Origin of the sequence: Aliiroseovarius sp. (assembly GCF_030148435.1) — a bacterium.
Classification (GTDB): domain Bacteria; phylum Pseudomonadota; class Alphaproteobacteria; order Rhodobacterales; family Rhodobacteraceae; genus JASBTN01.
The window spans coordinates 1-23,121 of record NZ_JASBTN010000079.1; the positions used below are offsets into that span (position 1 = coordinate 1).

General features: G+C 63.8%; 23 protein-coding genes. 14 read left to right on the plus strand and 9 right to left on the minus strand.

All coding sequences use genetic code 11. The features are described 5' to 3' along the window. From Q1V43_RS13735 to Q1V43_RS13755, 5 genes are all read right to left on the minus strand, one after another. The coding region (locus tag Q1V43_RS13735) for an ABC transporter permease (protein ID WP_300519058.1) at nucleotides 1-470 on the minus strand (470 nt) is incomplete at its 3' end. A gap of 228 nt (nucleotides 471-698) precedes the next feature. Beyond that, complete coding sequence (gene choV, locus Q1V43_RS13740; protein ID WP_300519061.1) at nucleotides 699-1,730, minus strand: choline ABC transporter ATP-binding protein; 1,032 nt, start codon at nucleotides 1,728-1,730, stop codon at nucleotides 699-701. Continuing rightward, nucleotides 1,727-2,563, minus strand: coding sequence for a choline ABC transporter permease subunit (choW, locus tag Q1V43_RS13745; RefSeq protein ID WP_300519063.1), 837 nt, complete (start codon nucleotides 2,561-2,563; stop codon nucleotides 1,727-1,729). Before choW ends, choV begins: the two co-directional genes overlap by 4 nt. A 3-nt stretch (nucleotides 2,564-2,566) precedes the next feature. Further along, the gene (locus Q1V43_RS13750) at nucleotides 2,567-3,178 is read right to left on the minus strand and encodes a LysE family translocator (RefSeq protein ID WP_300519066.1); all 612 of its coding nucleotides are present in this window, start codon (nucleotides 3,176-3,178) and stop codon (nucleotides 2,567-2,569) included. 142 nt (nucleotides 3,179-3,320) lie between these two features. Beyond that, nucleotides 3,321-4,250: a choline ABC transporter substrate-binding protein gene (locus Q1V43_RS13755; RefSeq protein ID WP_300519069.1), complete on the minus strand. Its 930-nt coding sequence runs from the start codon at nucleotides 4,248-4,250 to the stop codon at nucleotides 3,321-3,323. Between the two features lie 200 nt (nucleotides 4,251-4,450). On the opposite strand from Q1V43_RS13755, the gene betI reads away from it, so the two are divergent. The 5 genes from betI to Q1V43_RS13780 all read left to right on the plus strand — a co-directional run bounded on the left by betI (nucleotide 4,451) and on the right by Q1V43_RS13780 (nucleotide 10,026). Next, the gene (gene betI / locus Q1V43_RS13760; protein WP_300519071.1) at nucleotides 4,451-5,041 is read left to right on the plus strand and encodes a transcriptional regulator BetI; all 591 of its coding nucleotides are present in this window, start codon (nucleotides 4,451-4,453) and stop codon (nucleotides 5,039-5,041) included. Continuing rightward, on the plus strand, nucleotides 5,028-6,536 hold the full coding sequence (betC, locus tag Q1V43_RS13765) for a choline-sulfatase (RefSeq protein ID WP_300519073.1): 1,509 nt from the start codon (nucleotides 5,028-5,030) through the stop codon (nucleotides 6,534-6,536). The genes betI and betC overlap by 14 nt, the downstream gene beginning before the upstream one ends. Before the next feature lie 40 nt (nucleotides 6,537-6,576). Next, entirely contained in the window at nucleotides 6,577-8,034 is a 1,458-nt protein-coding gene (betB, locus tag Q1V43_RS13770; protein WP_300519075.1) for a betaine-aldehyde dehydrogenase, read from the plus strand. Nucleotides 8,035-8,044: 10 nt separating this feature from the next. Beyond that, the gene (gene betA / locus Q1V43_RS13775; protein ID WP_300519077.1) at nucleotides 8,045-9,703 is read left to right on the plus strand and encodes a choline dehydrogenase; all 1,659 of its coding nucleotides are present in this window, start codon (nucleotides 8,045-8,047) and stop codon (nucleotides 9,701-9,703) included. Nucleotides 9,704-9,789: 86 nt separating this feature from the next. Further along, nucleotides 9,790-10,026 carry a DUF465 domain-containing protein gene (locus Q1V43_RS13780; RefSeq protein ID WP_300519080.1) on the plus strand — a complete coding sequence of 79 codons (237 nt, stop codon included), beginning with the start codon at nucleotides 9,790-9,792 and terminating at the stop codon, nucleotides 10,024-10,026. Between the two features lie 17 nt (nucleotides 10,027-10,043). Here the strand turns inward: Q1V43_RS13780 and Q1V43_RS13785 are convergent, their stop codons facing one another. The 3 genes from Q1V43_RS13785 to Q1V43_RS13795 form a co-directional block, all read right to left on the minus strand. Next, nucleotides 10,044-10,508: a carbon monoxide dehydrogenase subunit G gene (locus Q1V43_RS13785; protein WP_300519083.1), complete on the minus strand. Its 465-nt coding sequence runs from the start codon at nucleotides 10,506-10,508 to the stop codon at nucleotides 10,044-10,046. Between the two features lie 76 nt (nucleotides 10,509-10,584). Continuing rightward, complete coding sequence (locus tag Q1V43_RS13790; protein WP_300519086.1) at nucleotides 10,585-11,973, minus strand: helix-turn-helix transcriptional regulator; 1,389 nt, start codon at nucleotides 11,971-11,973, stop codon at nucleotides 10,585-10,587. Between the two features lie 64 nt (nucleotides 11,974-12,037). Continuing rightward, nucleotides 12,038-13,282 carry a multidrug effflux MFS transporter gene (locus Q1V43_RS13795; RefSeq protein ID WP_300519506.1) on the minus strand — a complete coding sequence of 415 codons (1,245 nt, stop codon included), beginning with the start codon at nucleotides 13,280-13,282 and terminating at the stop codon, nucleotides 12,038-12,040. A gap of 128 nt (nucleotides 13,283-13,410) precedes the next feature. Between Q1V43_RS13795 and Q1V43_RS13800 the strand changes: the two genes are divergently transcribed. From Q1V43_RS13800 to Q1V43_RS13825, 6 genes are all read left to right on the plus strand, one after another. Further along, nucleotides 13,411-14,943, plus strand: a complete 1,533-nt coding sequence (locus tag Q1V43_RS13800) for an acyl-CoA carboxylase subunit beta (protein ID WP_300519088.1) — start codon at nucleotides 13,411-13,413, stop codon at nucleotides 14,941-14,943. A 9-nt stretch (nucleotides 14,944-14,952) separates the two neighbouring features. Next, nucleotides 14,953-15,372 carry a DUF6497 family protein gene (locus Q1V43_RS13805; RefSeq protein WP_300519090.1) on the plus strand — a complete coding sequence of 140 codons (420 nt, stop codon included), beginning with the start codon at nucleotides 14,953-14,955 and terminating at the stop codon, nucleotides 15,370-15,372. A 15-nt stretch (nucleotides 15,373-15,387) separates the two neighbouring features. Next, complete coding sequence (locus Q1V43_RS13810) at nucleotides 15,388-15,741, plus strand: hypothetical protein (RefSeq protein ID WP_300519508.1); 354 nt, start codon at nucleotides 15,388-15,390, stop codon at nucleotides 15,739-15,741. Nucleotides 15,742-16,012: 271 nt separating this feature from the next. Further along, nucleotides 16,013-16,219 carry a hypothetical protein gene (locus Q1V43_RS13815; protein ID WP_300519093.1) on the plus strand — a complete coding sequence of 69 codons (207 nt, stop codon included), beginning with the start codon at nucleotides 16,013-16,015 and terminating at the stop codon, nucleotides 16,217-16,219. Nucleotides 16,220-16,371: 152 nt separating this feature from the next. Then, nucleotides 16,372-18,417, plus strand: coding sequence for an acetyl/propionyl/methylcrotonyl-CoA carboxylase subunit alpha (locus tag Q1V43_RS13820; RefSeq protein ID WP_300519096.1), 2,046 nt, complete (start codon nucleotides 16,372-16,374; stop codon nucleotides 18,415-18,417). Nucleotide 18,418: 1 nt separating this feature from the next. Then, a complete protein-coding gene (locus tag Q1V43_RS13825; RefSeq protein WP_300519099.1) occupies nucleotides 18,419-19,285 on the plus strand; it encodes a hypothetical protein in 867 nt (288 codons plus the stop codon). 19 nt (nucleotides 19,286-19,304) lie between these two features. On the opposite strand, the gene Q1V43_RS13830 is transcribed toward Q1V43_RS13825, so the two are convergent. Continuing rightward, complete coding sequence (locus Q1V43_RS13830; RefSeq protein ID WP_300519102.1) at nucleotides 19,305-19,730, minus strand: DUF4174 domain-containing protein; 426 nt, start codon at nucleotides 19,728-19,730, stop codon at nucleotides 19,305-19,307. 82 nt (nucleotides 19,731-19,812) lie between these two features. On the opposite strand from Q1V43_RS13830, the gene scpA reads away from it, so the two are divergent. From scpA to Q1V43_RS13845, 3 genes are all read left to right on the plus strand, one after another. Beyond that, a complete protein-coding gene (scpA, locus tag Q1V43_RS13835) occupies nucleotides 19,813-21,930 on the plus strand; it encodes a methylmalonyl-CoA mutase (protein ID WP_300519105.1) in 2,118 nt (705 codons plus the stop codon). Between the two features lie 81 nt (nucleotides 21,931-22,011). Further along, entirely contained in the window at nucleotides 22,012-22,632 is a 621-nt protein-coding gene (locus Q1V43_RS13840; protein ID WP_300519108.1) for a VOC family protein, read from the plus strand. Next, a complete protein-coding gene (locus Q1V43_RS13845; RefSeq protein WP_300519111.1) occupies nucleotides 22,629-23,102 on the plus strand; it encodes a GNAT family N-acetyltransferase in 474 nt (157 codons plus the stop codon). Before Q1V43_RS13840 ends, Q1V43_RS13845 begins: the two co-directional genes overlap by 4 nt. Nucleotides 23,103-23,121: the final 19 nt, after the last annotated feature.

Below are 23,121 nucleotides of genomic sequence, written 5' to 3' on the forward strand. Positions count from 1 at the left end.
ACGGCAAAGACCAGCACCAGCAGCATGGCGAACCAGAAATTCGGCACGGCGATGCCCAGCTGCGTGGCGCCCATGATGCCGTAATCCGACGGTTTGCCGCGCCGCGCGGCCGCTATCAGCCCAACCGGAATGGCGATCGCCGTGGACAGCGTCAGCGCATAAAGCGCCAGCGGCAATGAGACCTCAAGCCGCTGGACGATCAGATCGGCCACCGGCACACGATAGGTATAGCTCTTCCCGAAATCCCCTGTCAGCATGCCCGTGACCCAGCTCAGGTAGCGGCCGGGCAGAGAGCCCGACAAGCCCAGTTCCTCCCTCAGGGCAGCCACGGTCTCGGGCTGCGCGTTCAGCCCCAGCATGAAACCCGCCGGATCGCCCGGAATGACCTCGATCATGGCAAAGATCACCAGGCTCGCCACAATCAGCGAGAGGGTGAGCGACAGGGCGCGGGTCAGGGCAAAGCGCAACATGGAGCGACGTTAGACCCGCGCGCGGGCGGGGGGAAGAGCGTATCGCGCCAGAATGCGCGCCGCGCGCCTGCGGGCCAGCCACAGCTTTTCCTCTTTATCTTGCCGCAAATATCCTGGGGGAGGGACAAGACCCGCAGGGGCTTGTCACGGGGGCAAAGCCCCCCGCGCCGAAGGCGCTGCCACCGAAAGCCAGGGGTCGCGGGCATCAGCCCGCGCGCTCCGAAACGATCAATCGCCGCGTGGGTCCAGCAGTTTCTCCAGCACCCGGTCCGAAGTGACCTGGCCAATCACATGACCATCCTCCCAGGCCACGCCCACCGGCGCGTCATGGGTCTTGACCAGTTCCATGACGCTGTGAATGTCCGCATTGGGGCGCACGATATGCGTATATTCGCCCGAGGCCGGCTCCATCACGTCGCGCGCGCAGAGCACACCCAGCGGGTTCATGTGGGCCACGAAGTCGGCCACGTATTCATTGGCCGGATTGGTAAAGATGTCGCGCGGTGTGCCGCATTGCACGATGCGCCCGCCCTCCATGATCGCGATCCGGTCGCCCAGCTTGAAGGCCTCGTCCAGGTCGTGGCTGACAAAGATGATGGTGCGTTTCAACTCGTTCTGCAGGTCGATCAGTTCGTCCTGCAGCTTGGTGCGAATGAGCGGGTCGAGCGCCGAGAAGGGCTCGTCCATCAGCAGGATCGGTGCATCGGTGGCAAAGGCGCGGGCAAGCCCCACGCGCTGCTGCATGCCGCCGGACAATTCGCTGACCTTGTTGTCGGCCCAGTCGGACAGGCCCACCAGGGCCAGCTGCCGGTCCACCTGCACATTGCGTTCGGCCACGGGCATGCCCGCAAGCTCCAGTCCCAGCCCCACGTTGTCGCGCACCGTGCGCCAGGGTAGCAGGCCGAACTGCTGGAACACCATGGCAATGCGATGCTGGCGCAGGTGGCGCAGAGTTGCCGGATCCGAATGGCTGACATCCACCAGCCCCGTGCCGTCATTGACGCGCACCTGGCCGCGCACGACCGGGTTCAGCCCGTTCACAGCCCGCAGCAGGGTGGATTTGCCAGAGCCCGACAGGCCCATCAGCACCAGGATCTCGCCCTCTTCCACGCTGATGGAACAGTCATGTACGCCCAGCACCTGGCCTGTGGCCTCCTGCACTTCGGACCGGCTCTGGTCCTGGTCCATCAGCGGCAGGGCTTTTTCCGGGCTGTCCCCGAAGACGATCGAGACGGTATCGAATTCGACGGCAATGCTCATTGGTCACGCTCCACGCGAAGGATGCGGTCGAGCATGATGGCGACCACGACGATGATGAAACCACTCTCGAAACCCAGAGCGGTGTTGACCTGGTTCAGCGCGCGCAGGACCGGCACGCCCAGCCCGTCCGCGCCCACCAGGGCGGCGATCACGACCATGGACAGAGATAGCATGATGGTCTGGTTCAGACCGGCCATGATCTGCGGCAGCGCGTAGGGCAGCTCGACCTTCCACAGGGTCTGCCGCGGGGTGGCGCCAAAGGCCTGCGCGGCCTCCAGCAGGGCAGGCGGGGTCGAGGAAACACCCAGGTGGGTCAGGCGGATCGGCGCGGGCAGCACGAAGATCACCGTGGCCAGCAGGCCGGGCACCATGCCGATGCCGAAAAAGACGATCGCCGGGATCAGATAGACGAAAGTGGGCAGGGTCTGCATCAGGTCAAGGATCGGCCGCATCATGGCATAAAGCCGGGGGCGGTGCGCTGCGGCGATGCCAATCGGCACGCCCACCGCCATGCAGACCACACAGGCCGACAGGACCAGCGTCAGGCTTTCGGTGGTTTCCTCCCAATAGCCCTGGTTCAGAATGAACAGGAAACCCAGCACCACCATCAGGCAGATTTTCCAGCTGCGCTGCAGAAACCAGGTCAGCGCGACCACCACGGCCAGCACGACAAGCGGATGCGGGGTCTGCCAGATCCAGAGCAAGCCATCGATCAGCAGTTCCATCGCCCAGGAAATCCAGTCGAACACGGGTTCGCCGGTTTCCTGCAGCCAGTCGAAGATTTTCTTCGACACTTTCCCCACGGGGATCTTGTTGTCAGTGAGCCAGTCCAAGGGTCAATGCCTTTCGCTGAGGGCCATTGTGAGGCCGGAGAATATGAGGAACCCGCCAACACCCCGGTTCATCCGGTGAAGGCGCAGCGGTGTAAGGAAGCCCTGCAGCCCGGTTCCGAGCGCGGCGTAGACAGCGACCGCCAGGCATTCGAGCCCCAGGAACAACAGGCCAAGCAGGGCGTATTGCGGGGCAAGCGGCGCTGCGAGGTCGGTGAACTGCGGAAAGAAGGCGGTAAAGATCGCGATGGCCTTCGGGTTGCCGATGGCGATCAGGAAATCGCGGCGGACGAGGGCCGAGAGCGGCTCGTCGCGCGCGGTCAGTGCCGAGGGCGCGGGGGCACGCCACATGCGCCAGCCGATCCAGACCAGATAGGCCGCGCCGGCCAGTTTGACGACGCCAAAGGCGGCCTCGGACAGGGCCAGAAGCGCACCCAGACCCAGACCGACCAGTGCGATCATCGCCGCGAAGGGCAGCATGCGCCCCATGCCACCGACAAGCCCGGCCAGGAAGCCGCGCCGCGAGGCGTTGGCAAAGGCCAGCACGTTGTTCGGGCCGGGGGCCACGTTCAGCGCGAAACAGGCGGGCAGAAAAAGGGCAAGCGCGGTCAGGGTCATGAAATCTCGGGAGATTGGGGGGGGCGAAGGGCCGAGCTGTTACCAAGCGATCGGCACACGGCTCAAGCCTGGTGCTTCTGCCGCAGCACCCCCGTTGGCCCCTCCCCCGCGAATGGGGAAGGGGGGGTGTTCAGGCAGGGATTTACATGCCCAGGGCGGACTTGACCGCGGCGGCACCGTCACCACCGTCCATGGTGGTCACGCCGTCCAGCCAGCCCATGTAGGCCTCCGGGTTGGCGGCCAGCCAGGCCCTGGCGGCATCATCCGGGTCTTCGCCATCGTTCAGGATCGCGCCCATGATCTCGTTCTCCATGGCCAGCGAAAACTCGAGGTTGGTCAGCAGCTTGCCGACGTTCGGGCATTCGGCAACGTAACCCGCGCGGGTGTTGGTATCGACCACGGCGCCGCCCAGGTTCGGGCCGAAGTAGTCGTCCCCGCCGGTCAGGTAGGACATCTCGAAATTGGCGTTCATCGGGTGCGGTTCCCAGCCCAGAAAGACGATCGGTTCGTCCTTCTTGTTGGCACGGGCAACCTGGGCCAGCATGCCCTGTTCCGAGCTTTCCACGACCTCGAACCCTTCCAGGCCGAAGGCGTTCGCGTCGAACATCGACTGGATCAGGCGGTTGCCGTCGTTGCCCGGCTCGATGCCGTAGATCTTGCCGTCCAGCGCATCCGCATTTGCGGCGATATCGGCGAAATCCTTGATGCCCAGGGCAGCGGCGGCGGCGTTCACGGCCAGGGTGTACTTGGCGCCTTCCAGGTTGGTGCGTACGATGTCGACCGTTCCGGCCTCGCGGTAGGAGGCAATGTCACCTTCCATGGTGGGCATCCAGTTGCCAAGGAACACGTCGATGTCGCCGTTCGACAGCGCGGTATAGGTCACGGGCACCGACAGGATCTTGATGTCGGTTTCATAACCCAGCGCCTCGAGCACCACGCTGGTGGCGGCGGTGGTGGCGGTGATGTCGGTCCAGCCCACGTCCGAGAATGTCACCTTGGCGCAGTTGCCATCGGCGAAGGCAGTCCCGGCGATGGCCGAAAGGGCCAGGGCGGAAAGGGTGGTTTTCAGCATTTTGTCAGCTCCCTGTTCAAATTCTTGCGGGCGTCCGGCCGGCCCCTCGGGCACCTGACCGAAACGTCTCCGAAACCCTAGCCTCATGTCGGCCGGGGTGGAACCCGCGTTTCTCCTCGTCACGCAGGCTGCTTTTTATTGATTGACGAGTCAATTAAAAAAAGCAACCCTAATGTTCGAAACGCGAACAGGAGGCGAGTTTGCCCAAAGTCGGAATGGAGCCGATCCGCCGGAAGGCCTTGGTTCAGGCCACGATCGCCGAAATCGGCAAGGCGGGGTCGCTGGACGTGACGGTGGCACAGATTGCCAAGCGGGCAGGCGTGTCCTCGGCGCTGGCGCATCACTATTTCGGCGGCAAGGATCAGATCTTTCTGGCCGCGATGCGCCACATCCTGACCCTGTACGGGGCCCAGGTGCGCGCCACCCTGTCGATCGCCAGGACGCCGCGCGCCCGGATCGAGGCGATCATTCACGCCAACTTCGAGGCGGGAAACTTCCGCCCCGAGGTGATTTCGGCCTGGCTGAACTTCTATGTGCTCAGCCAAAGCCTGGATGGGGCGCGGCGACTTCTGCGCGTCTATCAGGCGCGGCTGCATTCGAACCTGGCGCATGATCTGCGCCCTCTGGTGGGGGACCGGGCCGATGACTGCGCCGACAAGCTTGCTGCGATGATTGACGGGCTCTACATCCGCCACGCGCTGCGCGATCACCTGCCCGACGGAAAGCACGCCTGCGACCAGGTGCTTGACTGTCTTGACATGATGCTGGGAGGAAATCATGACGAAGCCTAACATTCTGATTTTCATGGTGGATCAGCTGAATGGCACGCTGTTTCCCGATGGTCCGGCCGACTGGCTGCACGCACCCAACCTGAAGAAGCTGGCGGCGCGCTCGGTCCGATATCAGAACGCCTATTCGCCCTCGCCGCTCTGTGCGCCGGCACGGGCTAGCTTCATGACCGGACAGCTGCCGCGCCGCACCGGCGTCTATGACAACGCCGCCGAGTTCCGTTCGGACATTCCAACCTATGCCCACCACCTGCGCAACCGGGACTATCAGACCTCCCTGTCGGGCAAGATGCATTTCGTCGGCCCCGACCAGATGCACGGGTTCGAGGAGCGCCTGACCACCGATGTCTACCCCTCCGACTTCGGCTGGACCCCGGATTACCGCAAGCCGGGCGAACGTATCGACTGGTGGTATCACAACATGGGCTCCGTTACTGGCGCGGGCGTTGCCGAGATCACCAACCAGATGGAATATGACGACGAGGTCGCCTATCACGCCACCCGCAAGGTCTATGACTTGGCGCGCGGCCATGACGACCGTCCCTGGTGCCTGACCGTGTCCTTTACCCACCCGCATGACCCCTATGTGGCGCGCAGGAAATACTGGGACCTCTACGAGGATTGCGAACATCTGTTGCCCGAAGTTCCGGCATTGCCCTATGAGGACCACGACCCCCACGCCCGGCGCATTTTCGACGCGAACGACTGGAAGAAATTCGACATCTCCGAAGAGGATATCCGCCGGTCGCGCCGCGCCTATTTTGCCAATATCTCCTATCTGGACGACAAGATCGGCGAGGTGCTGGAAGCGCTGGAAACAACCCGGCAGGAGGCGATCATCCTGTTTACCGCCGACCATGGTGACATGCTGGGTGAACGTGGGCTGTGGTTCAAGATGAACTTCTACGAGGGCTCGGCGAGGGTGCCGCTGATGATGGCCGCCCCCGGCATCGACCCGCGCCTTGTGACGGACCCGGTTTCGCTGATCGATGTGACCCCGACCCTGGCCGATCTGGCCGGTGCCGAGATGAACGAGATCGCCACTTGGGTGGATGGTGAAAGCCTGGTTCCGCTGGCCCGGGGGGGCACCCGCGACACCCCCGTGGCGATGGAGTATGCGGCCGAGGCCTCCTATGCGCCACTTGTACATTTGCGGTATGGACCATGGAAATACACCCGCTGCTCGCTGGATCCCGATCAACTTTTCAACATTGAAGAGGATCCGAACGAATTGAACAACCTCGCCGGGGATCCCGCGCACCAGGGCACGTTGAACAGCCTGCGGGCCAAGTCCGAAGCGCGCTGGGATCTGGAGGCATACGACGCCGAAGTCCGCGCCAGCCAGGCACGCCGCTGGGTGGTCTATGACGCCCTGCGCAGCGGCGCCTACGCGGCCTGGGATTTCCAGCCGGTGCAGAAGGCGTCCGAACGCTACATGCGCAACCACATGAATCTGGACAATGTGGAAGAGAACCAGCGTTTCCCGCGAGGGGAATGACCTCTTTCCGCCAAAGACCCACTCTGCTGGAGAAACAAGAATGCAGAACGCCCAACCCAAGGCGAGCCATTTCATCAATGGCGAATATGTCGAAGACACGAATGGCAGGCCGATTCCGGTGATCTACCCGGCCACGGGCGAGGTGATCGCGACGGTGCATTCCGCCACCCCGGCGATCATCGAACAGGCCCTTGCCGCCGCTGAATCGGCGCAGGCCGGCTGGGCGGCGATGACCGGCACCGAACGCGGTCGCATCCTGCGCCGCGCTGCCGACATCATGCGCGAGCGCAACCACGACCTGTCGGTGTTGGAAACACTGGACACCGGGAAACCCTACCAGGAAACCAGCGTGGCCGACGCGACCTCGGGCGCGGATGCGCTGGAGTATTTCGGCGGGCTTGCGGGCAGCCTGACCGGTGAGCACATCCCGCTGGCGGGCGGTGATTTCGTCTATACGCGACGCGAGGCGCTGGGCGTCTGCGTGGGTATCGGAGCCTGGAACTACCCGACCCAGATCGCCTGCTGGAAGGCGGCTCCGGCACTGGCCTGTGGCAACAGCTCGATCTTCAAGCCGTCGGAAACCACGCCGCTTTGCGCCCTGCAAGTCGCTGAAATCCTTGTTGAAGCAGGGCTGCCGGCAGGCGTGTTCAACGTGGTCCAGGGGCTGGGCGACGTGGGCGCAACGTTGGTGACGGATGCGCGTGTGGCCAAGGTCTCGCTGACCGGGTCCGTGCCGACGGGCAAGAAGGTCTATGCGGCCGCGGCGGCGGAAATGAAACATGTGACCATGGAACTGGGCGGCAAATCGCCCCTGATCATTTTCGACGACGCCGATGTGGAGGCGGCCGTCTCTGGCGCGATCCTTGGCAATTTCTACAGCTCCGGGCAGGTCTGTTCGAACGGCACCCGTGTCTTTGTTCACAAGGGTATCAAGGCGGCCTTCCTGAAGCGCCTGTCCGAACGGCTGGCCAGGGCCGTGATCGGGGATCCGATGGACCCGGACACCTCCTTCGGCCCCATGGTGTCCGAGGCGCAGTTGAGGGTCGTCGAGGGCTACATCGCCAAGGGCAGGGACGAGGGGGCGACGCTCAGCTACGGCGGCGCGCGCCTGGACCGCGACGGGTTCTTCCTGGAGCCCACAGTATTCTCGGACGTGACCGATGACATGACGATCGCGCGGGAAGAAATCTTCGGCCCGGTCATGTCGGTGCTGGACTTCGACAGCGAAGCCGAGGTGATGTCCCGGGCCAATGCCACCCAATTCGGCCTGGCCGCTGGCGTTTTTACCTCCGATCTGACCCGCGCCCACCGCGTGGTCGCCGGGTTCGAGGCCGGCACCTGCTTCATCAACACCTATAATGACGCCCCGGTCGAGGCGCCCTTCGGCGGCTCGAAAGCCTCCGGGGTGGGCCGCGAGAACTCCAAGGCCGCTATCGAACATTATAGCGAGCTGAAAACCGTCTATGTCCGGCTGTCTCAGCTGGAAGCACCCTTCTGAGGATCTGACAATGCAAGCAGATTACGTCATCATCGGCGCCGGTTCCGCCGGCTGCGCCATGGCCTACCGCCTGTCGGAAGCGGGCAGGTCGGTGCTGGTCATCGAACATGGTGGCTCGGACGCCGGGCCCTTCATCCAGATGCCCGCAGCCCTGTCATATCCGATGAACATGGGCATGTATGACTGGGGCTTCCAGACCGAACCCGAGCCGCATCTGGGCGGACGCACCCTGGTCACTCCACGTGGCAAGGTGATTGGCGGGTCGAGCTCGATCAACGGCATGGTCTATGTGCGTGGCCACGCGCGCGACTTCGATCACTGGGCTGAAAGCGGGGCTGACGGCTGGGCCTATGCCGACGTGCTGCCCTATTTCAAACGCATGGAAAACTGGCACGACGGCGGGCATGGCGGCGACCCGGCATGGCGCGGCAATGACGGGCCGCTGCATGTCACCCGGGGGTCGCGCAGCAACCCGCTGCACGCTGCCTTTGTCGAGGCGGGGCGAGAGGCCGGTTATCAGGTGACTGGCGACTACAACGGGCAGCAGCAGGAAGGGTTCGGCCCGTTTGAACAGACCGTCTGGCAGGGTCGCCGCTGGTCCGCCGCCAATGCTTACCTGAAACCGGCGCTGAAGCGGGACAACTGCGACCTGATTCGCGCCCTTGCCCGCAAGATCGTTATCGAGGACGGTCGCGCCACCGGGGTCGAGGTTGAACGGGGCGGCAAGATCGAGGTGGTGCGCGCAAATGCCGAGGTGATCATCGCCGCCAGCTCGATCAATTCGCCCAAACTGCTGATGCTTTCGGGGATCGGCCCCGCCGCCCACCTGGCCGAACATGGCATCGACGTGGTGGCCGACCGCGCAGGCGTGGGCCAGAACCTGCAGGACCACCTGGAGGTCTATTTCCAGTTTGCCGCCAAGCAGCCGATCACGCTCTATCGCTATTGGAACCTGTTCTGGAAGGGTGTCATCGGGGCGCAGTGGCTGTTCACCAAGACGGGCATGGGGGCCTCGAACCAGTTCGAAAGCTGCGCCTTCATCCGCTCACGCGCGGGCGTGGAATACCCTGATATTCAATACCATTTCCTGCCCATCGCCGTGCGTTACGACGGTCAGGCGGCGGCCGAGGGTCACGGATTCCAGGCTCATACCGGCCCGATGCGGGCCACCTCACGCGGGGAAATCACCCTGAAGAGCGCCGACCCGAAGGAGGCGCCGCGCATCTTCTTCAACTACATGTCGACCGAACAGGACTGGGTGGACTTCCGCCAGTGTCTGCGCCTGACGCGCGAGATATTCGGGCAGGAGGCGATGGCCCCCCATGTGAAACACGAAATCCAGCCCGGTGCCGACATGGTAAGCGACGACCAGTTGGACAGTTTCATCCGCGAACATGCCGAAAGCGCCTATCACCCCTGCGGCACCTGCCGCATGGGGCGGGCGGATGATCCGGAGGCCGTTGTTGACCCGGAAATGCGCGTGATCGGGGTCGACGGGCTGCGCCTTGCCGACAGCTCGGTCTTTCCGCGCATTACCAACGGCAACCTGAACGGCCCCTCGATCATGGTGGGCGAGAAGGCCTCGGACCACATCCTTGGCCGAGCCCCGCTGCCGCGGTCCAATGATGCGCCCTGGATCCACCCGGATTGGCAAAATTCGCAACGATGAAATGGCGGAATTGATCCCGGTCAAGGCAAGCAGCGCTTCCTTGCGCCTAGGCTCGGGCGAACGCGAGAAAGAAAGAGGAGACGCGCATGTCCCACACGCCGCATGAACTGCTGGAGGAATTCCCCGAACACGCCAAGAAGATGGCTGCGCTGAAGGAAAGCGACGCCCATTTCGCGAAGCTTTACGAGGACTATCACGAGGTCAACCGCGCCGTGCACCGCGCCGAGACCAATGTGGAGCCAACCGACCAGTTTCACGAAGAGGACATGCGCAAGCAGCGCGCGCGCCTGAAGGATGAGATTTACCACATCCTGAGCCACTGATCTGGTTCGAAACGGTTTCAGGCCTCGCCGGTTTCCCCGGCGGGGCCTTCGACAGCCTCCTGGAACCGCTCGAAAAACTGGTCGGTCATCTTTCTGGCAAAACCATGGATGAGTCGGCTGCCAAGTGACGCGAGCTTGCCCCCCACCTTCGCCTCGACCTCGTAGGTCAGTTCGGTCCCCTCGTCATTGTCGGCCAGGGTGACGAAAGCCGCACCCTTGGCAAAACCCGCGACGCCGCCCTTGCCCTCGCCTGCGATGCGATAGGAATTCGGGGCGTCGATGTCCGACAGGGTCACGCCGCCCTTGAAGGTGGCTTTCACCGGGCCGACCTTCTGTTTCACAACCGCATCGAACCCGTTTTCAGGGCTGCCGGTCAGTTCCTCGCAGCCGGGGATGCAGGCGGCAAGCGTGTCGGCGGAATTCAGATGCGCCCAGACCGTCGCGCGGTCGGCCGCGATGGTGCGGCTGCCTGTCAATTCCATGATGTCCTCCCTGTTCCCTTCACGTTAAAATCGATCGCGGGGCGCGTAAAGCGCCTTGGGGGAGACATCCCGGACCCTATTCATCAATCTCGTAGGGCAGCACGCCGCGCGCGTCGGGGTTCACGCGCAGCTTGCGTTCCAATGGCGGGACCGAGCGCTGGTGGCAGCCGATCCGCTCGCAAATGCGACAGGAGATGCCGATGGGCTCGAAGGCGCCCTCGTTCGAGATGTCCAGGTGGTCGGCATAGACCAGCTCCCCCGCGTGTCGGACTTCGCATCCCAGGCCGATGGCATAGCGGCGCACGGGGGCCGAGAAACTGCCGCCGGATTTCGACACGTCGCGCGCCAGGCAGAGATAGCTGACCCCGTCCGGCGTCTTGGCCAGCTGGCGCAGGAAACGGCCCGGGGTCTCAAAGGCCTGGTGCACGTTCCACAGCGGGCAGGCGCCGCCGAAACGGGCGAATTGCAGGCGGGTGGCGGAGTGGCGCTTGGTGATCGTGCCAGCCTGATCGACCCGCACGAAGAAGAAGGGAATGCCCTTGGCGCCCGGCCGTTGCAGGGTGGACAGGCGGTGCGCCACCTGTTCGATCGAGGCGCCGAAGATCTCGGCCAGGCGCTCCAGATCGTGCCGGGTCTCGCGCGCGGCAGCCAGGAAGGCGCCATAGGGCAAAAGGGCGGCCCCGGCGAAATAGTTGGCCAAGCCGATCTTGGCAATGGCGCGGGCCTCGTCGGTCTGGAATCGGGCAAGGTCCAGCGTGGCCTCCAGAAGTTCGTTTTGTGCAAGCAGCGCGACCTGGTGCAGCAACTGGAACCGGCGCGTGGATTGTGCGGTCCGGGTGGAAAGCCGCAGGGTGGAGCGTTCCACATCGAACCCACGAAGCTGCGGATCGTCATGAAGTTCCACGCTGATCTTCATCTCCCGCAGGGCACGGATGGCGGCCTGTTCCGGGTCCACGTCACGGGTGAAGCGTTCGGCGGCGCGATCGACCGCATCGATGTAATTGTCGCAATAGTGAAAGAAGTCGCGCACCTCTTCCCAGGGGCTGGCCTCTACGGAGGAGCCTTCGCGTCCCAGCGCCTCGTCCAGCGAGGCAAGCCTTTCGTGGTTCTGCCGATAGGCACGGTGCAATGCCAGGAAGGCACGCGCCAGGGCCGGCGCGTTGGAGGCCGCGAGGCGCAGATCTGCCAGCGGTGGGCTGTCGGTAAAGATCGGGTCGGCCAGGGCCTCGCGCATGTCGGTGACAAGGCGTTCGGCATCGCCGGTGGACAGCTCGGCCACATCGAAACCGAACTCCTGCGCCAGTGCCAGAACCACTCCGGTGGAGACCGGGCGATTGTTGTTCTCCATCTGGTTCAGATAAGGCAGCGACACGCCCAGTTTCTCGGCAAAGGCTTTCTGGGTCAGCCCAAGCCGGGTGCGCAGTTCGCGCAGCTTGACACCGGCATAAAGTTTCTGGGTGGCCATGGCGGGCTCCTTTGCAGGATTTGCTGGCCTAGGCGTAACATTTGCAAAGCTACGGCTGCAAGCCTCACAGGCGTCGTTCGCGGCGGATCACGGCAAGGACCGCGAGGATCGCGGCAGCGGAGCTGAGCAGCATGATCCAGATCAGCGGGAAGGCTCCGGTTTCAGGTGTCAGCAGGGCGCCCGCCAGGGCGGACAGCCCAGCGCCTCCGCCGATCATGATCGCCCCGCCCAGACCCGAAGCAGAGCCCGCGAGCCGCGGACGCACCGACAGCATGCCTGCATTGGCGCTGGGCAGGACCAGCCCGTTGCCCAGGCCGATCACGGTCATGAAACCGAAAAAAACCTCGGCCGTGGCAAAGCCTGCGGTGAAGATCGCGAGCGAGAAGATCATGCCCCCTGTCGATATGATACTGCCCCAGAGCACCATGCCGTTTACGCCCACCCGAACCGCGTAGCGCCCGGACAGGTAGTTGCCCAGGAAATACCCCAGGGCCGGGGCGCCGAAATAGATGCCCATGGTGGCGCTGTTCATGGCGTAGATTTCCGAGGCCACAAAGGGCGCACCGCCCAGATAGGCGAAGAAGGCACCAGAGGCGAAAGCCGCGGCCAGGCAATAGCCCCAGAAGCGCGGTGACAGCAGCAGTTCGGGATATTCGCGGACCTGTGCCGCGAAACCACCCTCGCGGCGGGTAAAGGTCTCGCCCATGTCGCGCCAGGCCAGGGCCATGACAAAGCCCGCCAGCAGGAACTGGGCCCAGAAGATCGACTGCCAGCCAAAGCTCTGATCCAGCAGCCCGCCGAAGGCCGGACCGATCATCGGCACCACCGACATGCCCATGGTGACATAGCCCAGCATCGAGGCCGCCCGATCCGGCGGGTGAATGTCGCGAATGACGGCGCGGCTGATCGCCATGCCGCCGACAATTGCCGCCTGGCCCATTCGGAAGGCCAGGAAGGTCTGCACGTTCGGGGCGAAAATGCAGCCGAGCGTCGCGATAAGGAACAGGGCAAGGCTCCACAGGATCACCGGGCGGCGGCCGAAACGGTCCGAGATCGGCCCGACGACTATCTGCAGCAGGCCGTTCATTGCCAGATAGAGCGCGACCGACAGTTGCATGACGCGATAGTCCACCGCGAAATGGCTGGACATGGCGGGCAGAGCGGGCAAGAACACGTTCATGGACATCGCGCCTGCGGCCACGATCAGGGTCAGCGTGGCAACATGCGGAGGCGTTCTGGGGTCCAGGAACCGGGTGGCGGGTAAATCTGCCATGGCAAAGGCGTAAGCGGCTTCGGCAAATTTGTCCAGCCGGTCGGAATTTGCGAATTCGCAATTTGCAGATCGAGACTTGCCAATAATTTGCAAATTCGCGCATTTTCCCTTTCTGCACACGCGCAATGCGGCTAGTTTGCCTTGAAATCAAGGAGTGCCGCCAGATGAAAGATATCAATCTCGAACTTGAAGCCCGCCGCGAGACGGCCCGTCTGGGCGGCGGTCAGCGTCGCATCGACAGTCAGCACGCGAAGGGCAAGTTGACGGCCCGCGAGCGGATCGAGCTGCTGCTGGACGAGGACAGCTTTGAAGAGTTCGACATGTTCAAGGCCCATCGCTGCACCGAGTTCGGCATGGAAAACGACCGTCCCGCCGGGGACGGTGTCGTAACCGGCTGGGGCACGATCAACGGCCGCATGGTCTATGTGTTCAGCCAGGATTTCACCGTATTCGGCGGCTCGCTGTCGGAAACGCATGCCGAGAAGATCTGCAAGATCATGGACATGGCCATGCAGAACGGCGCGCCGGTCATCGGCATCAACGATTCGGGCGGGGCGCGGATCCAGGAAGGTGTGGCCTCGTTGGCCGGTTACGCCGAAGTGTTCCAGCGCAACATCATGGCCTCGGGCGTGGTGCCGCAGATCTCGGTCATCATGGGCCCCTGCGCCGGTGGTGCCGTGTACAGCCCCGCGATGACCGACTTCATCTTCATGGTGAAGGACACCTCCTACATGTTCGTCACCGGCCCCGACGTGGTGAAAACCGTGACAAACGAGGTGGTCACGGCAGAGGAGCTTGGCGGCGCCTCGACCCACACCAAGAAGAGCTCGGTCGCCGATGGCGCCTTCGAAAACGACGTCGAAGCCCTGTCGGAAGTGCGTCGCCTGGTCGATTTCCTGCCATTGAACAACCGCGAGAAGCCGCCGGTGCGTCCCTTCTTCGACGAGCCGGGTCGAATCGAGGAAAGCCTGGGCACGCTGGTCCCGGACAATCCGAACACGCCCTATGACATGAAGGAACTGATCGCGAAGATCGCCGACGAGGGCGATTTCTACGAGATCCAGGAAGATTACGCCAAGAACATCATCACCGGCTTCATGCGCCTGGAAGGCCAGACCGTCGGCGTGGTGGCGAACCAGCCGATGGTGCTGGCGGGCTGCCTGGACATCGACAGCTCGCGCAAGGCCGCGCGGTTCGTGCGCTTCTGCGATGCTTTCGAAATCCCGATCCTGACCCTGGTCGACGTGCCCGGCTTCCTGCCCGGCACTTCGCAGGAATATGGTGGGGTCATCAAGCATGGCGCCAAGCTGCTGTTTGCCTATGGCGAAGCCACCGTGCCGAAAGTCACGGTAATCACGCGCAAGGCCTATGGCGGCGCCTATGACGTTATGGCCTCGAAACACCTGCGCGGAGATTTCAACTATGCCTGGCCCACCGCCGAGATCGCGGTGATGGGTGCCAAGGGTGCGGTCGAGATCCTGCACCGTGCCGATCTGGGTGATGCCGAAAAGATCGCCCAGCATACTGCCGACTATGAGGACCGTTTCGCCAACCCGTTCGTGGCGGCCGAAAAGGGTTTCATCGACGAGGTGATCCAGCCGCGTTCGACCCGCCGTCGCGTCAGCCGGGCCTTCGCCAGCCTTCGCAACAAGAAGCTGACGAACCCCTGGAAAAAGCACGACAACATTCCGCTGTAAGGGCAGGGGATGCGTCGGAAACGCGCAACCTGGGCTGGTCTGGTCCTTCTGACCGGCCTTCTGCCCCTGGTCGGGCAGGCGGCAGAGGAGGTGGCCACTCTGGTGGTTCCCTCGGGCCAGGAGGTGCGGTTTCTTGATGCGATCTGGACCGGCGAGGGCGCCGCGCGCGTGGTCCGCTTCCGCTTCGTTGCTCCCGCCATTGCCCGGGACCGGGCAGAGGTGGAATTCAGCCAGGCCGAGGCCGATATGGCCCATCTGTGCGAAGACTTCGCACTGCCGCGTCTGGCGGGGGAAGAGCCCCCGCCCGCGCAAATCATCATCAGCCTCGCGGACCGGCCGCTGGACTTTGGTCTTGCCGATCCCGAGGCCACGCAATTCTTCGAGGCATTTCGCCCCGATCATGGCTCCTGCATCTGGGAGGGTTTCTGAATGGCGCTGCCATACATGCTGAAACATCGCGGCTTTCCGGGCCGCCTGCCGGGCACGGATTTCCAGTTCGTGCTGCGGCGTGCTTCCAAGTCCGGCGCGACGCCGCTGGTGGCGCGCGAACGCTATGCCGACCGCAAGCCGGCCGACCGGCGCGCGGATGCGGGCTTCATGCAGGCCCTTTGGGAGCATTTCGGCGACCAGCCCTTCGAACGGGGCAACCTGGACGCGGGGCGTCTGTCCTGGCTGTTCGGTCGCGAGGTCGTGCCCGCCGAAGATCCGTTCGACAATGCCTCTTACGAAGCCATGTTGGTGATCGACGTCGATCACGCCCGTGCCTCCTTCCCGGATGCTTTCGAGAGGGGGTACTAGGCATGTTCCCGCTCGCCCCTCACTGCTTTGAGCAAAATCCGGCCCAAAACCCGCCTGTATTGGCGGCGGGCTATGCTGTGGGCGAAAGGGGCGGCTATCACCTTGTTGTGGCGGAGGCTACATCCCGGTTCTCCGTCAGGTTTAGTCAAAACCGTTACCCTTCCCCTTGTGCCCGGTTTGATCGCGTGTTGGTCAGGCCGGGCGCTTTTCCGTCTGACAGGAATACGGTATCAGGGGGCTATAACAGGAACGTCGAACGAGGCAGTCAACGATGCAGTTCAAAACAATCGCCATCGCGGCAAGCGCCGCAATCGTGCTGGCCGGGTGTCAGTGGAATGACCTGGAACGCGCGGGGGCCGGTGCCGCCGCAGGGGCCGTCGTGGCCACGGCCGCAAGCGGCAGCGTCGTTACGGGTGCCATCATCGGTGGCGCCGCGGGCGCGCTCTGCGACGACGTGGGCCTCGAAATCTGCAACTGATCCGGTAGCCCGACTGAACTCCGCCGCTTCGCGCGGCACCAAGACACGTGGAAACGCCATCCAGACCCCTCGGGGTCCGGGTGGCGTTTTCTTTTTGCACACGCGCCCGGGGCTTCCTGCGCGCCAAGAAATCATGACGAAAGGACCGGGACATGTTTGACAAGATCCTGATTGCCAACCGCGGAGAGATTGCCTGCCGGGTAATCAAATCCGCCCGCAAGATGGGCATCAAGACGGTGGCGATCTATTCGGATGCCGACCGCAACGCCCTGCATGTGAAGATGGCGGATGAGGCCGTGCACATCGGCCCGCCGCCGGCCAACCAGTCCTACATCGTCATCGACAAGGTGATGGACGCGATCCGCCAGACCGGCGCGCAGGCAGTCCACCCGGGCTACGGCTTTTTGTCCGAGAATTCGAAGTTTGCCGAGGCGCTGGAAGCCGAAGGCGTAGCCTTCGTCGGCCCCCCGAAAGGTGCCATCGAAGCCATGGGCGACAAGATCACCTCGAAGAAGATCGCCCAGGAGGCCGAAGTCTCGACCGTGCCCGGCTACATGGGGCTGATCGAGGACGCCGACGAGGCCGTGAAGATCTCGAACGAGATCGGCTACCCGGTGATGATCAAGGCCTCTGCCGGCGGCGGCGGCAAGGGCATGCGAATTGCCTGGAACGACCAGGAGGCGCGCGAGGGTTTCCAGTCGTCCAAGAACGAAGCCGCCAACAGCTTCGGTGACGACCGCATCTTCATCGAGAAATTCGTGACCCAGCCGCGTCACATCGAGATCCAGGTCCTGTGCGACAGCCACGGCAACGGCATCTATCTGGGCGAACGTGAATGTTCCATCCAGCGCCGCAACCAGAAAGTGGTCGAAGAAGCCCCCTCGCCCTTCCTGGATGAAGCCACCCGCAAGGCGATGGGCGAACAGGCTGTCGCCCTGGCCCAGGCCGTGGACTATGCCAGCGCCGGGACCGTGGAATTCATCGTCGATGGCGACAAGAACTTCTACTTCCTGGAAATGAACACCCGCCTGCAGGTGGAACACCCTGTGACCGAGCTGATCACCGGTGTCGATCTGGTCGAACAGATGATCCGCGTGGCGGCTGGCGAGAAACTGACCATGACCCAGGACGACGTCAAGCTGACCGGCTGGGCGATCGAAAACCGCCTTTATGCGGAAGACCCCTATCGCAACTTCCTGCCCTCGATCGGGCGCCTGACCCGCTACCGCCCACCGGCGGAAACCGCGGCCGGCCCGCTGCAGGTGAACGGCAGATGGCAGGGCGAAGCGCCGACCGGCGAGACCGCGGTGCGCAACGACACTGGCGTCTTTGAGGGCGGCGAGATCTCGATGTACTACGACCCGATGATCGCCAAGCTCTGCACCTGGGCGCCGACCCGCGACGAGGCGATCGAAGCCATGCGCATCGCGCTGGACAGCTTCGAACTGGAAGGTATCGGCCACAACCTGCCGTTCCTGTCGGCCGTGATGGACCACCCGGTCTTCATCTCGGGCGACATGACCACCGCTTTCATCGAAGAGCAGTACCCGGACGGGTTCGAGGGTGTGACCCTGCCCGAAGGGGACTTGCAGCGCGTGGCCGCCGCCGCCGCCGCCATGCACCGCGTCGCCGAGATCCGCCGCTCCCGCGTGTCGGGCCGGATGGACAACCACGAACGCCGTGTGGGATCGCACTGGTGCGTCACCGCCCAGAGTGAAAGCTTCGAGGTGGAAATCGATGCCGATCAGGATGGCTCGACCATTCGCTTCCTTGACGGTTCGTCGATGCGCGTGACGTCGGACTGGACCCCGGGCGACCACCTGGCCACGCTGGTGGTGGACGGTGAACCGCTGGTGCTGAAGGTCGGCAAGCTGCCCGGCGGTTTCCGCATCCGCACCCGGGGCGCCGAGATGGCCGTGCATGTGCGCACCCCGCGGCAGGCCCAGCTGGCCTCGCTGATGCCGGAAAAAGTCGCACCGGACACCTCGAAAATGCTGCTCTGCCCGATGCCGGGACTGGTCGTGAAGGTCGACGTGGAAGTCGGCGATGAAGTCCAGGAAGGCCAGGCGCTCTGCACCATCGAAGCGATGAAGATGGAAAACATCCTGCGCGCCGAGAAGAAGGGCGTGGTGTCCAAGATCAATGCGGGCGCGGGCGACAGCCTGGCGGTCGACGAAGTGATCATGGAGTTCGAATAAGGTGGACCTTGTCCTGCATATCGGCGCGCATCGCACGGCGACGACCGCGATGCAGGACATGCTGGTCGCCGCCCGTCCCGCCCTGTCGGCGGCACGGGTGACGGCTCTGGTTCACGAGGAACTGGGGGCGGTCGAGGGATTCTCGACCGTGCCTGTTCGCGAAGGCTGGGACAAGACACGTGCAGCCTTCGACCGGGCCACCCGGGGCGCCGAAACTGTGCTGATTTCCGAGGAAAACCTGATCGGCGACATGGGGTGGAACATCCGTTCGGGCCAGTTCTATCCGAATGCCCGGCGCCGCCTGAGCGCCTATCGCGATTTTCTGGGTCAAGCCCCGCTGCGCATCGGTCTGGGCATTCGCGGCTATGCTGACTACTGGATCTCGGCCCATGCGCAGGAGCTGAGCTACTGCCACGTCGGCCGTGAGGGCGTCGTGCGTTTTGCCGAGGCGCGGGCACAGCTGATGGCTGTCAATCGCGGCTGGCGCGACCTGGTACGCGATCTGCGTGTCGTGTTTCCCGAAAGCGAGCTGGTGATCTGGCCGCTGGAACACCGCATTGCGCTGCCCGATCTGGCGCGTCGCCTGTTGGGGCTGGCCGATCTGGCCTTGCCGAACCCGCCAGCCGGTGTGAATGCCGCGCCGGATCACGGCAAGCTCAAGCCGCTTGAAGCCTTTCGGGCGAAAAACCCGAACGCATCGCGCCACGCCGTGCAGGAGTTTCTCGACAGGTGCGACAAACAGCCATTCGAAGGGTTTTCCTGCGCCGACCAGCTGCGCCTGCAGGCGCGCTATGCCGATGACCTCGGGGCGTTGGGGCAGGGTGCCGATGGCGCCGTGTTGCTGCCCCCCAATCGGGAAGCCGCGTGATGCTTGGCGCCGTTCACTCCTACGGCTTGGCCCGCTGGTCGCGCAGCTCCTGCTGGCGCAGGGGCATCTTGTCGATCGACCGCGTCAGCTCGCGTAACGACCAGGGCCCCGGCTTGCGCAGGTATTTCGCGCCGTCCTTGCCGATCAGAACAAAGGCGAAGCCGCGCGGACGCAATGCCGTGCGGATCGGGCTCATGGCGGCCGGGTCGGTGTCGGTGATCACGATCACGTCACGGCTGAGCAAGACCTCGGGTTCGTCGCGGATGGCTTCCAACTGTTGCACGAAACGCGGGTCAGCCGGGTTGTCGGCAAAGACGACCAATACCCGCTTAACCCATTGGTATTCTGACAATTCATGGTCGCCTGCCGGTTCGGGCGCCCAAGCCTCGACTGCGAAAGCGGGCAAGGCGGTAATCAAGCTTATCAATGCGGCACGTATGAACATGGGGCCTCCTGTTCCTCAGATATAGGACGGGATGCCCGCAGGACAAAGGGCCCGTTGTGACGCGGGCAGAAAAGAGGGAAAGATGAGCGACATCAAAACCTGGAAGGAACTGGCCGAAAAGGAGCTGCGTGGGCGGCCCCTGGAGGACCTCACCTGGAACACGCTGGAAGGCATCGACGTCAAGCCGCTCTACACGGCCGAGGACACCGCCGGGCTGGACCACATGGGCGGTGTGCCCGGTGTGGGTCCGTTCACCCGGGGCGTTAAGGCGACCATGTATGCGGGCCGTCCCTGGACGATCCGCCAGTATGCCGGGTTCTCGACCGCCGAGGAATCGAACGCCTTTTATCGCAAGAACCTGGCCGCCGGTCAGCAGGGCGTCTCGGTCGCCTTCGACCTGGCCACCCACCGTGGCTACGACTCGGACCACCCGCGTGTGGTCGGCGATGTCGGCAAGGCCGGTGTGGCGATCGACAGTGTCGAGGACATGAAGATTCTGTTTGACGGCATTCCGCTCGACAAGGTCTCGGTCTCGATGACCATGAATGGCGCGGTCATTCCGATCCTTGCCAGTTTCATCGTCGCGGGCGAGGAGCAGGGCCATGACAAGTCGCTGCTGGCGGGCACCATTCAGAATGACATTCTGAAAGAATTCATGGTGCGCAACACCTATATCTACCCGCCTGAACCCTCGATGCGGATCATCTCGGACATCATCGAATATACCTCGAACGAGATGCCCAAGTTCAACTCGATCTCGATCTCCGGCTACCACATGCAGGAGGCGGGCGCGAATCTGGTGCAGGAGCTCGCCTATACGCTGGCGGACGGGCGCGAATACGTGCGCGCCGCGATCGAGGCGGGCATGGATGTTGACAAGTTCGCCGGGCGCCTGTCGTTCTTCTTTGCGATCGGCATGAACTTCTTCATGGAAGCCGCCAAACTGCGCGCCGCGCGCCTGCTGTGGCACCGCGTCATGACCGAGTTCGGCGCCAAGTCCGAACGCTCCAAGATGCTGCGCACCCACTGCCAGACCTCGGGCGTGTCTCTGCAGGAACAGGATCCCTATAACAACGTGATCCGCACCGCCTATGAGGCCATGTCGGCGGTTCTGGGCGGCACCCAGTCGCTGCACACCAACGCACTGGACGAAGCCATTGCGCTGCCGACCGAATTTTCGGCCCGGATCGCGCGCAACACCCAGATCATCCTGCAGGAAGAAACCGGCGTGACCAATGTGGTCGATCCTCTGGCCGGTTCCTATTACGTCGAAAGCCTTACCGCCGAACTGGTCGACCAGGCCTGGGCCCTGATGCAGGAAGTCGAAGAGATGGGCGGCATGACCAAGGCCGTGGCCTCCGGCATGCCGAAACTGCGGATCGAGGAATCCGCGGCCAAGCGCCAGGCCAACATCGACCGCGGCGACGAGGTAATCGTCGGCGTGAACAAGTACAAGCTTGAAAAAGAAGACCAAATCGAAATCCTCGACGTGGACAACATGGCCGTGCGCGAAGCTCAGGTCGCGCGCCTGGGTCAGATCCGTGACAGCCGCGACGAAGCCGCTTGCCAGGCCGCCCTGGACGAGTTGACCCGTTGCGCCAAGGAGGGCGGCAATCTGCTGGGCGCCGCCGTCGAAGCGGCCCGCGCCCGGGCCTCCGTGGGAGAAATCAGCATGGCAATGGAGAAGGAATTCGGTCGCCACCGCGCCGAAGTGAAAACCCTGGCCGGTGTCTATGGCGCCGCCTACGAAGGGGACGAGGGCTTTGCCCAGATCCAGAAATCGGTCGAGGAATTCGCCCGGGCCGAGGGCCGTCGCCCGCGCATGCTGGTGGTGAAGATGGGCCAGGATGGCCATGACCGCGGCGCCAAGGTGATCGCCACCGCCTTTGCCGACATCGGCTTCGACGTTGACGTGGGTCCGCTGTTCCAGACCCCGGAAGAGGCCGCCCAGGATGCCGTTGACAATGACGTGCACATCGTCGGCATCTCCTCGCAGGCCGCCGGTCACAAGACCCTGGCCCCGCAGCTGGTCCAGGCGCTGAAGGACCAGGGCGCCGAGGATATCATCGTCATCTGCGGCGGGGTCATTCCGCAGCAGGATTACGAATTCCTTTATGAAAACGGCGTGAAGGCGATCTTCGGTCCGGGCACCAACATCCCCGAGGCCGCGCAGCACATCATGGACATCATCCGCTCGTAAGCGGAAGTCCGTTCCTGAAATGCAAACGCCCCCTTGAACGGGGGCGTTTTTGCGTTCAGCCTGCGGGGCAGGAGGTGCCCAATGTCCCTGGCCGAACTCGATCACATCGTCATCTCTGCCGCGACGCTCGACGAAGGCGCGGCGATGGTGGAACGTACCCTGGGTGTGCCCATGGCCGGCGGCGGGCAGCACGTGCGCACCGGCACCCACAACCGGCTGTTGTCGCTGGGGCCGGACTGTTACCTCGAGGTGATCGCGGTGGACCCGCAGGCCGCCGGGCCGGATTTGCCACGAATGTTCGATTTGGACTATTTCACCGGAGATGCGCGCCTGACCAACTGGGTTGTGCGTGTGAATTCTCTAACCGAGGCCCTGCACCGCGCCCCGGTTGGGACCGGCGACGAACAGGCGCTCGGCCGGGACGGGATGCGGTGGCAGATGGCCATCCCGCCGCGCGGCAACTACCCGTTCGGGGGCGCCTTTCCGGGCCTGATCGAATGGCGGGGCAAACGTGCCAGCGAGGTTCTGCCCGACAGTGGCTGCCGCCTGACCCGCGTTGTCATCACCCATCCCGAGGCCACCGCGCTGGAGGTTGCCCTGCACCCGTTCCTCGCAGACGCGCGGGTCACTCTGAGCGAGGCACCCGAGATCACCCTTCAGGCCGAGATCGACACGCCCACAGGACGAAAGGTGCTCCGGTGATCCGAGCTGCCACGCCAGAGGACGCGACCGGGATCCAGGCGTTGTGGAACCTCGCCATCCGCGACACGTTGATCACCTTCAACAGCGTGGAAAAGACGCAGGACGAGGTGCGGCGTGCCATCGACACCCATGACGCGTTTCTGGTTGCCGAAGAGGGTGGAGCGATCCTGGGCTACGCCGCCTTCGGACCATTTCGCGCCGGCGTGGGCTATACCCCGACCAAGGAACATTCGATCATGCTGGACCCGGCCGCGCGCGGGCGCGGGATCGGGCGCGCGCTGATGCTCCGGCTCGAAGAGGCCGCGCGCGCGCAGCGGGTGCATTCGCTGATTGCCGGGGTTTCCGGCTCCAACCCGGGAGCCGAGGATTTCCATGTGGCTCTTGGTTTTGCGCGGGTCGCCGTGGTGCCCGAAGTCGGCTTCAAGTTTGACCGCTGGCACGACCTTGTTCTCATGCAGAAGTTTCTGTGATTCCAGCCAGATTCCCGGT

Bases quoted from the DNA above. Each gene is read 5' to 3' on its own strand.
- Q1V43_RS13820 (WP_300519096.1), top strand. From the start codon at position 16,372: ATGTTTGACAAGATCCTGATTGCCAACCGCGGAGAGATTGCCTGCCGG.
- scpA (WP_300519105.1), top strand. From the start codon at position 19,813: ATGAGCGACATCAAAACCTGGAAGGAACTGGCCGAAAAGGAGCTGCGT.
- Q1V43_RS13800 (WP_300519088.1), top strand. From the start codon at position 13,411: ATGAAAGATATCAATCTCGAACTTGAAGCCCGCCGCGAGACGGCCCGT.
- betC (WP_300519073.1), top strand. From the start codon at position 5,028: ATGACGAAGCCTAACATTCTGATTTTCATGGTGGATCAGCTGAATGGC.
- Q1V43_RS13805 (WP_300519090.1), top strand. From the start codon at position 14,953: ATGCGTCGGAAACGCGCAACCTGGGCTGGTCTGGTCCTTCTGACCGGC.
- Q1V43_RS13755 (WP_300519069.1), bottom strand. From the start codon at position 4,250: ATGCTGAAAACCACCCTTTCCGCCCTGGCCCTTTCGGCCATCGCCGGG.
- Q1V43_RS13785 (WP_300519083.1), bottom strand. From the start codon at position 10,508: ATGGAATTGACAGGCAGCCGCACCATCGCGGCCGACCGCGCGACGGTC.
- Q1V43_RS13780 (WP_300519080.1), top strand. From the start codon at position 9,790: ATGTCCCACACGCCGCATGAACTGCTGGAGGAATTCCCCGAACACGCC.
- Q1V43_RS13750 (WP_300519066.1), bottom strand. From the start codon at position 3,178: ATGACCCTGACCGCGCTTGCCCTTTTTCTGCCCGCCTGTTTCGCGCTG.
- Q1V43_RS13840 (WP_300519108.1), top strand. From the start codon at position 22,012: ATGTCCCTGGCCGAACTCGATCACATCGTCATCTCTGCCGCGACGCTC.
- choV (WP_300519061.1), bottom strand. From the start codon at position 1,730: ATGAGCATTGCCGTCGAATTCGATACCGTCTCGATCGTCTTCGGGGAC.
- Q1V43_RS13790 (WP_300519086.1), bottom strand. From the start codon at position 11,973: ATGGCCACCCAGAAACTTTATGCCGGTGTCAAGCTGCGCGAACTGCGC.
- Q1V43_RS13830 (WP_300519102.1), bottom strand. From the start codon at position 19,730: ATGTTCATACGTGCCGCATTGATAAGCTTGATTACCGCCTTGCCCGCT.
- Q1V43_RS13815 (WP_300519093.1), top strand. From the start codon at position 16,013: ATGCAGTTCAAAACAATCGCCATCGCGGCAAGCGCCGCAATCGTGCTG.
- betB (WP_300519075.1), top strand. From the start codon at position 6,577: ATGCAGAACGCCCAACCCAAGGCGAGCCATTTCATCAATGGCGAATAT.
- Q1V43_RS13810 (WP_300519508.1), top strand. From the start codon at position 15,388: ATGCTGAAACATCGCGGCTTTCCGGGCCGCCTGCCGGGCACGGATTTC.
- betA (WP_300519077.1), top strand. From the start codon at position 8,045: ATGCAAGCAGATTACGTCATCATCGGCGCCGGTTCCGCCGGCTGCGCC.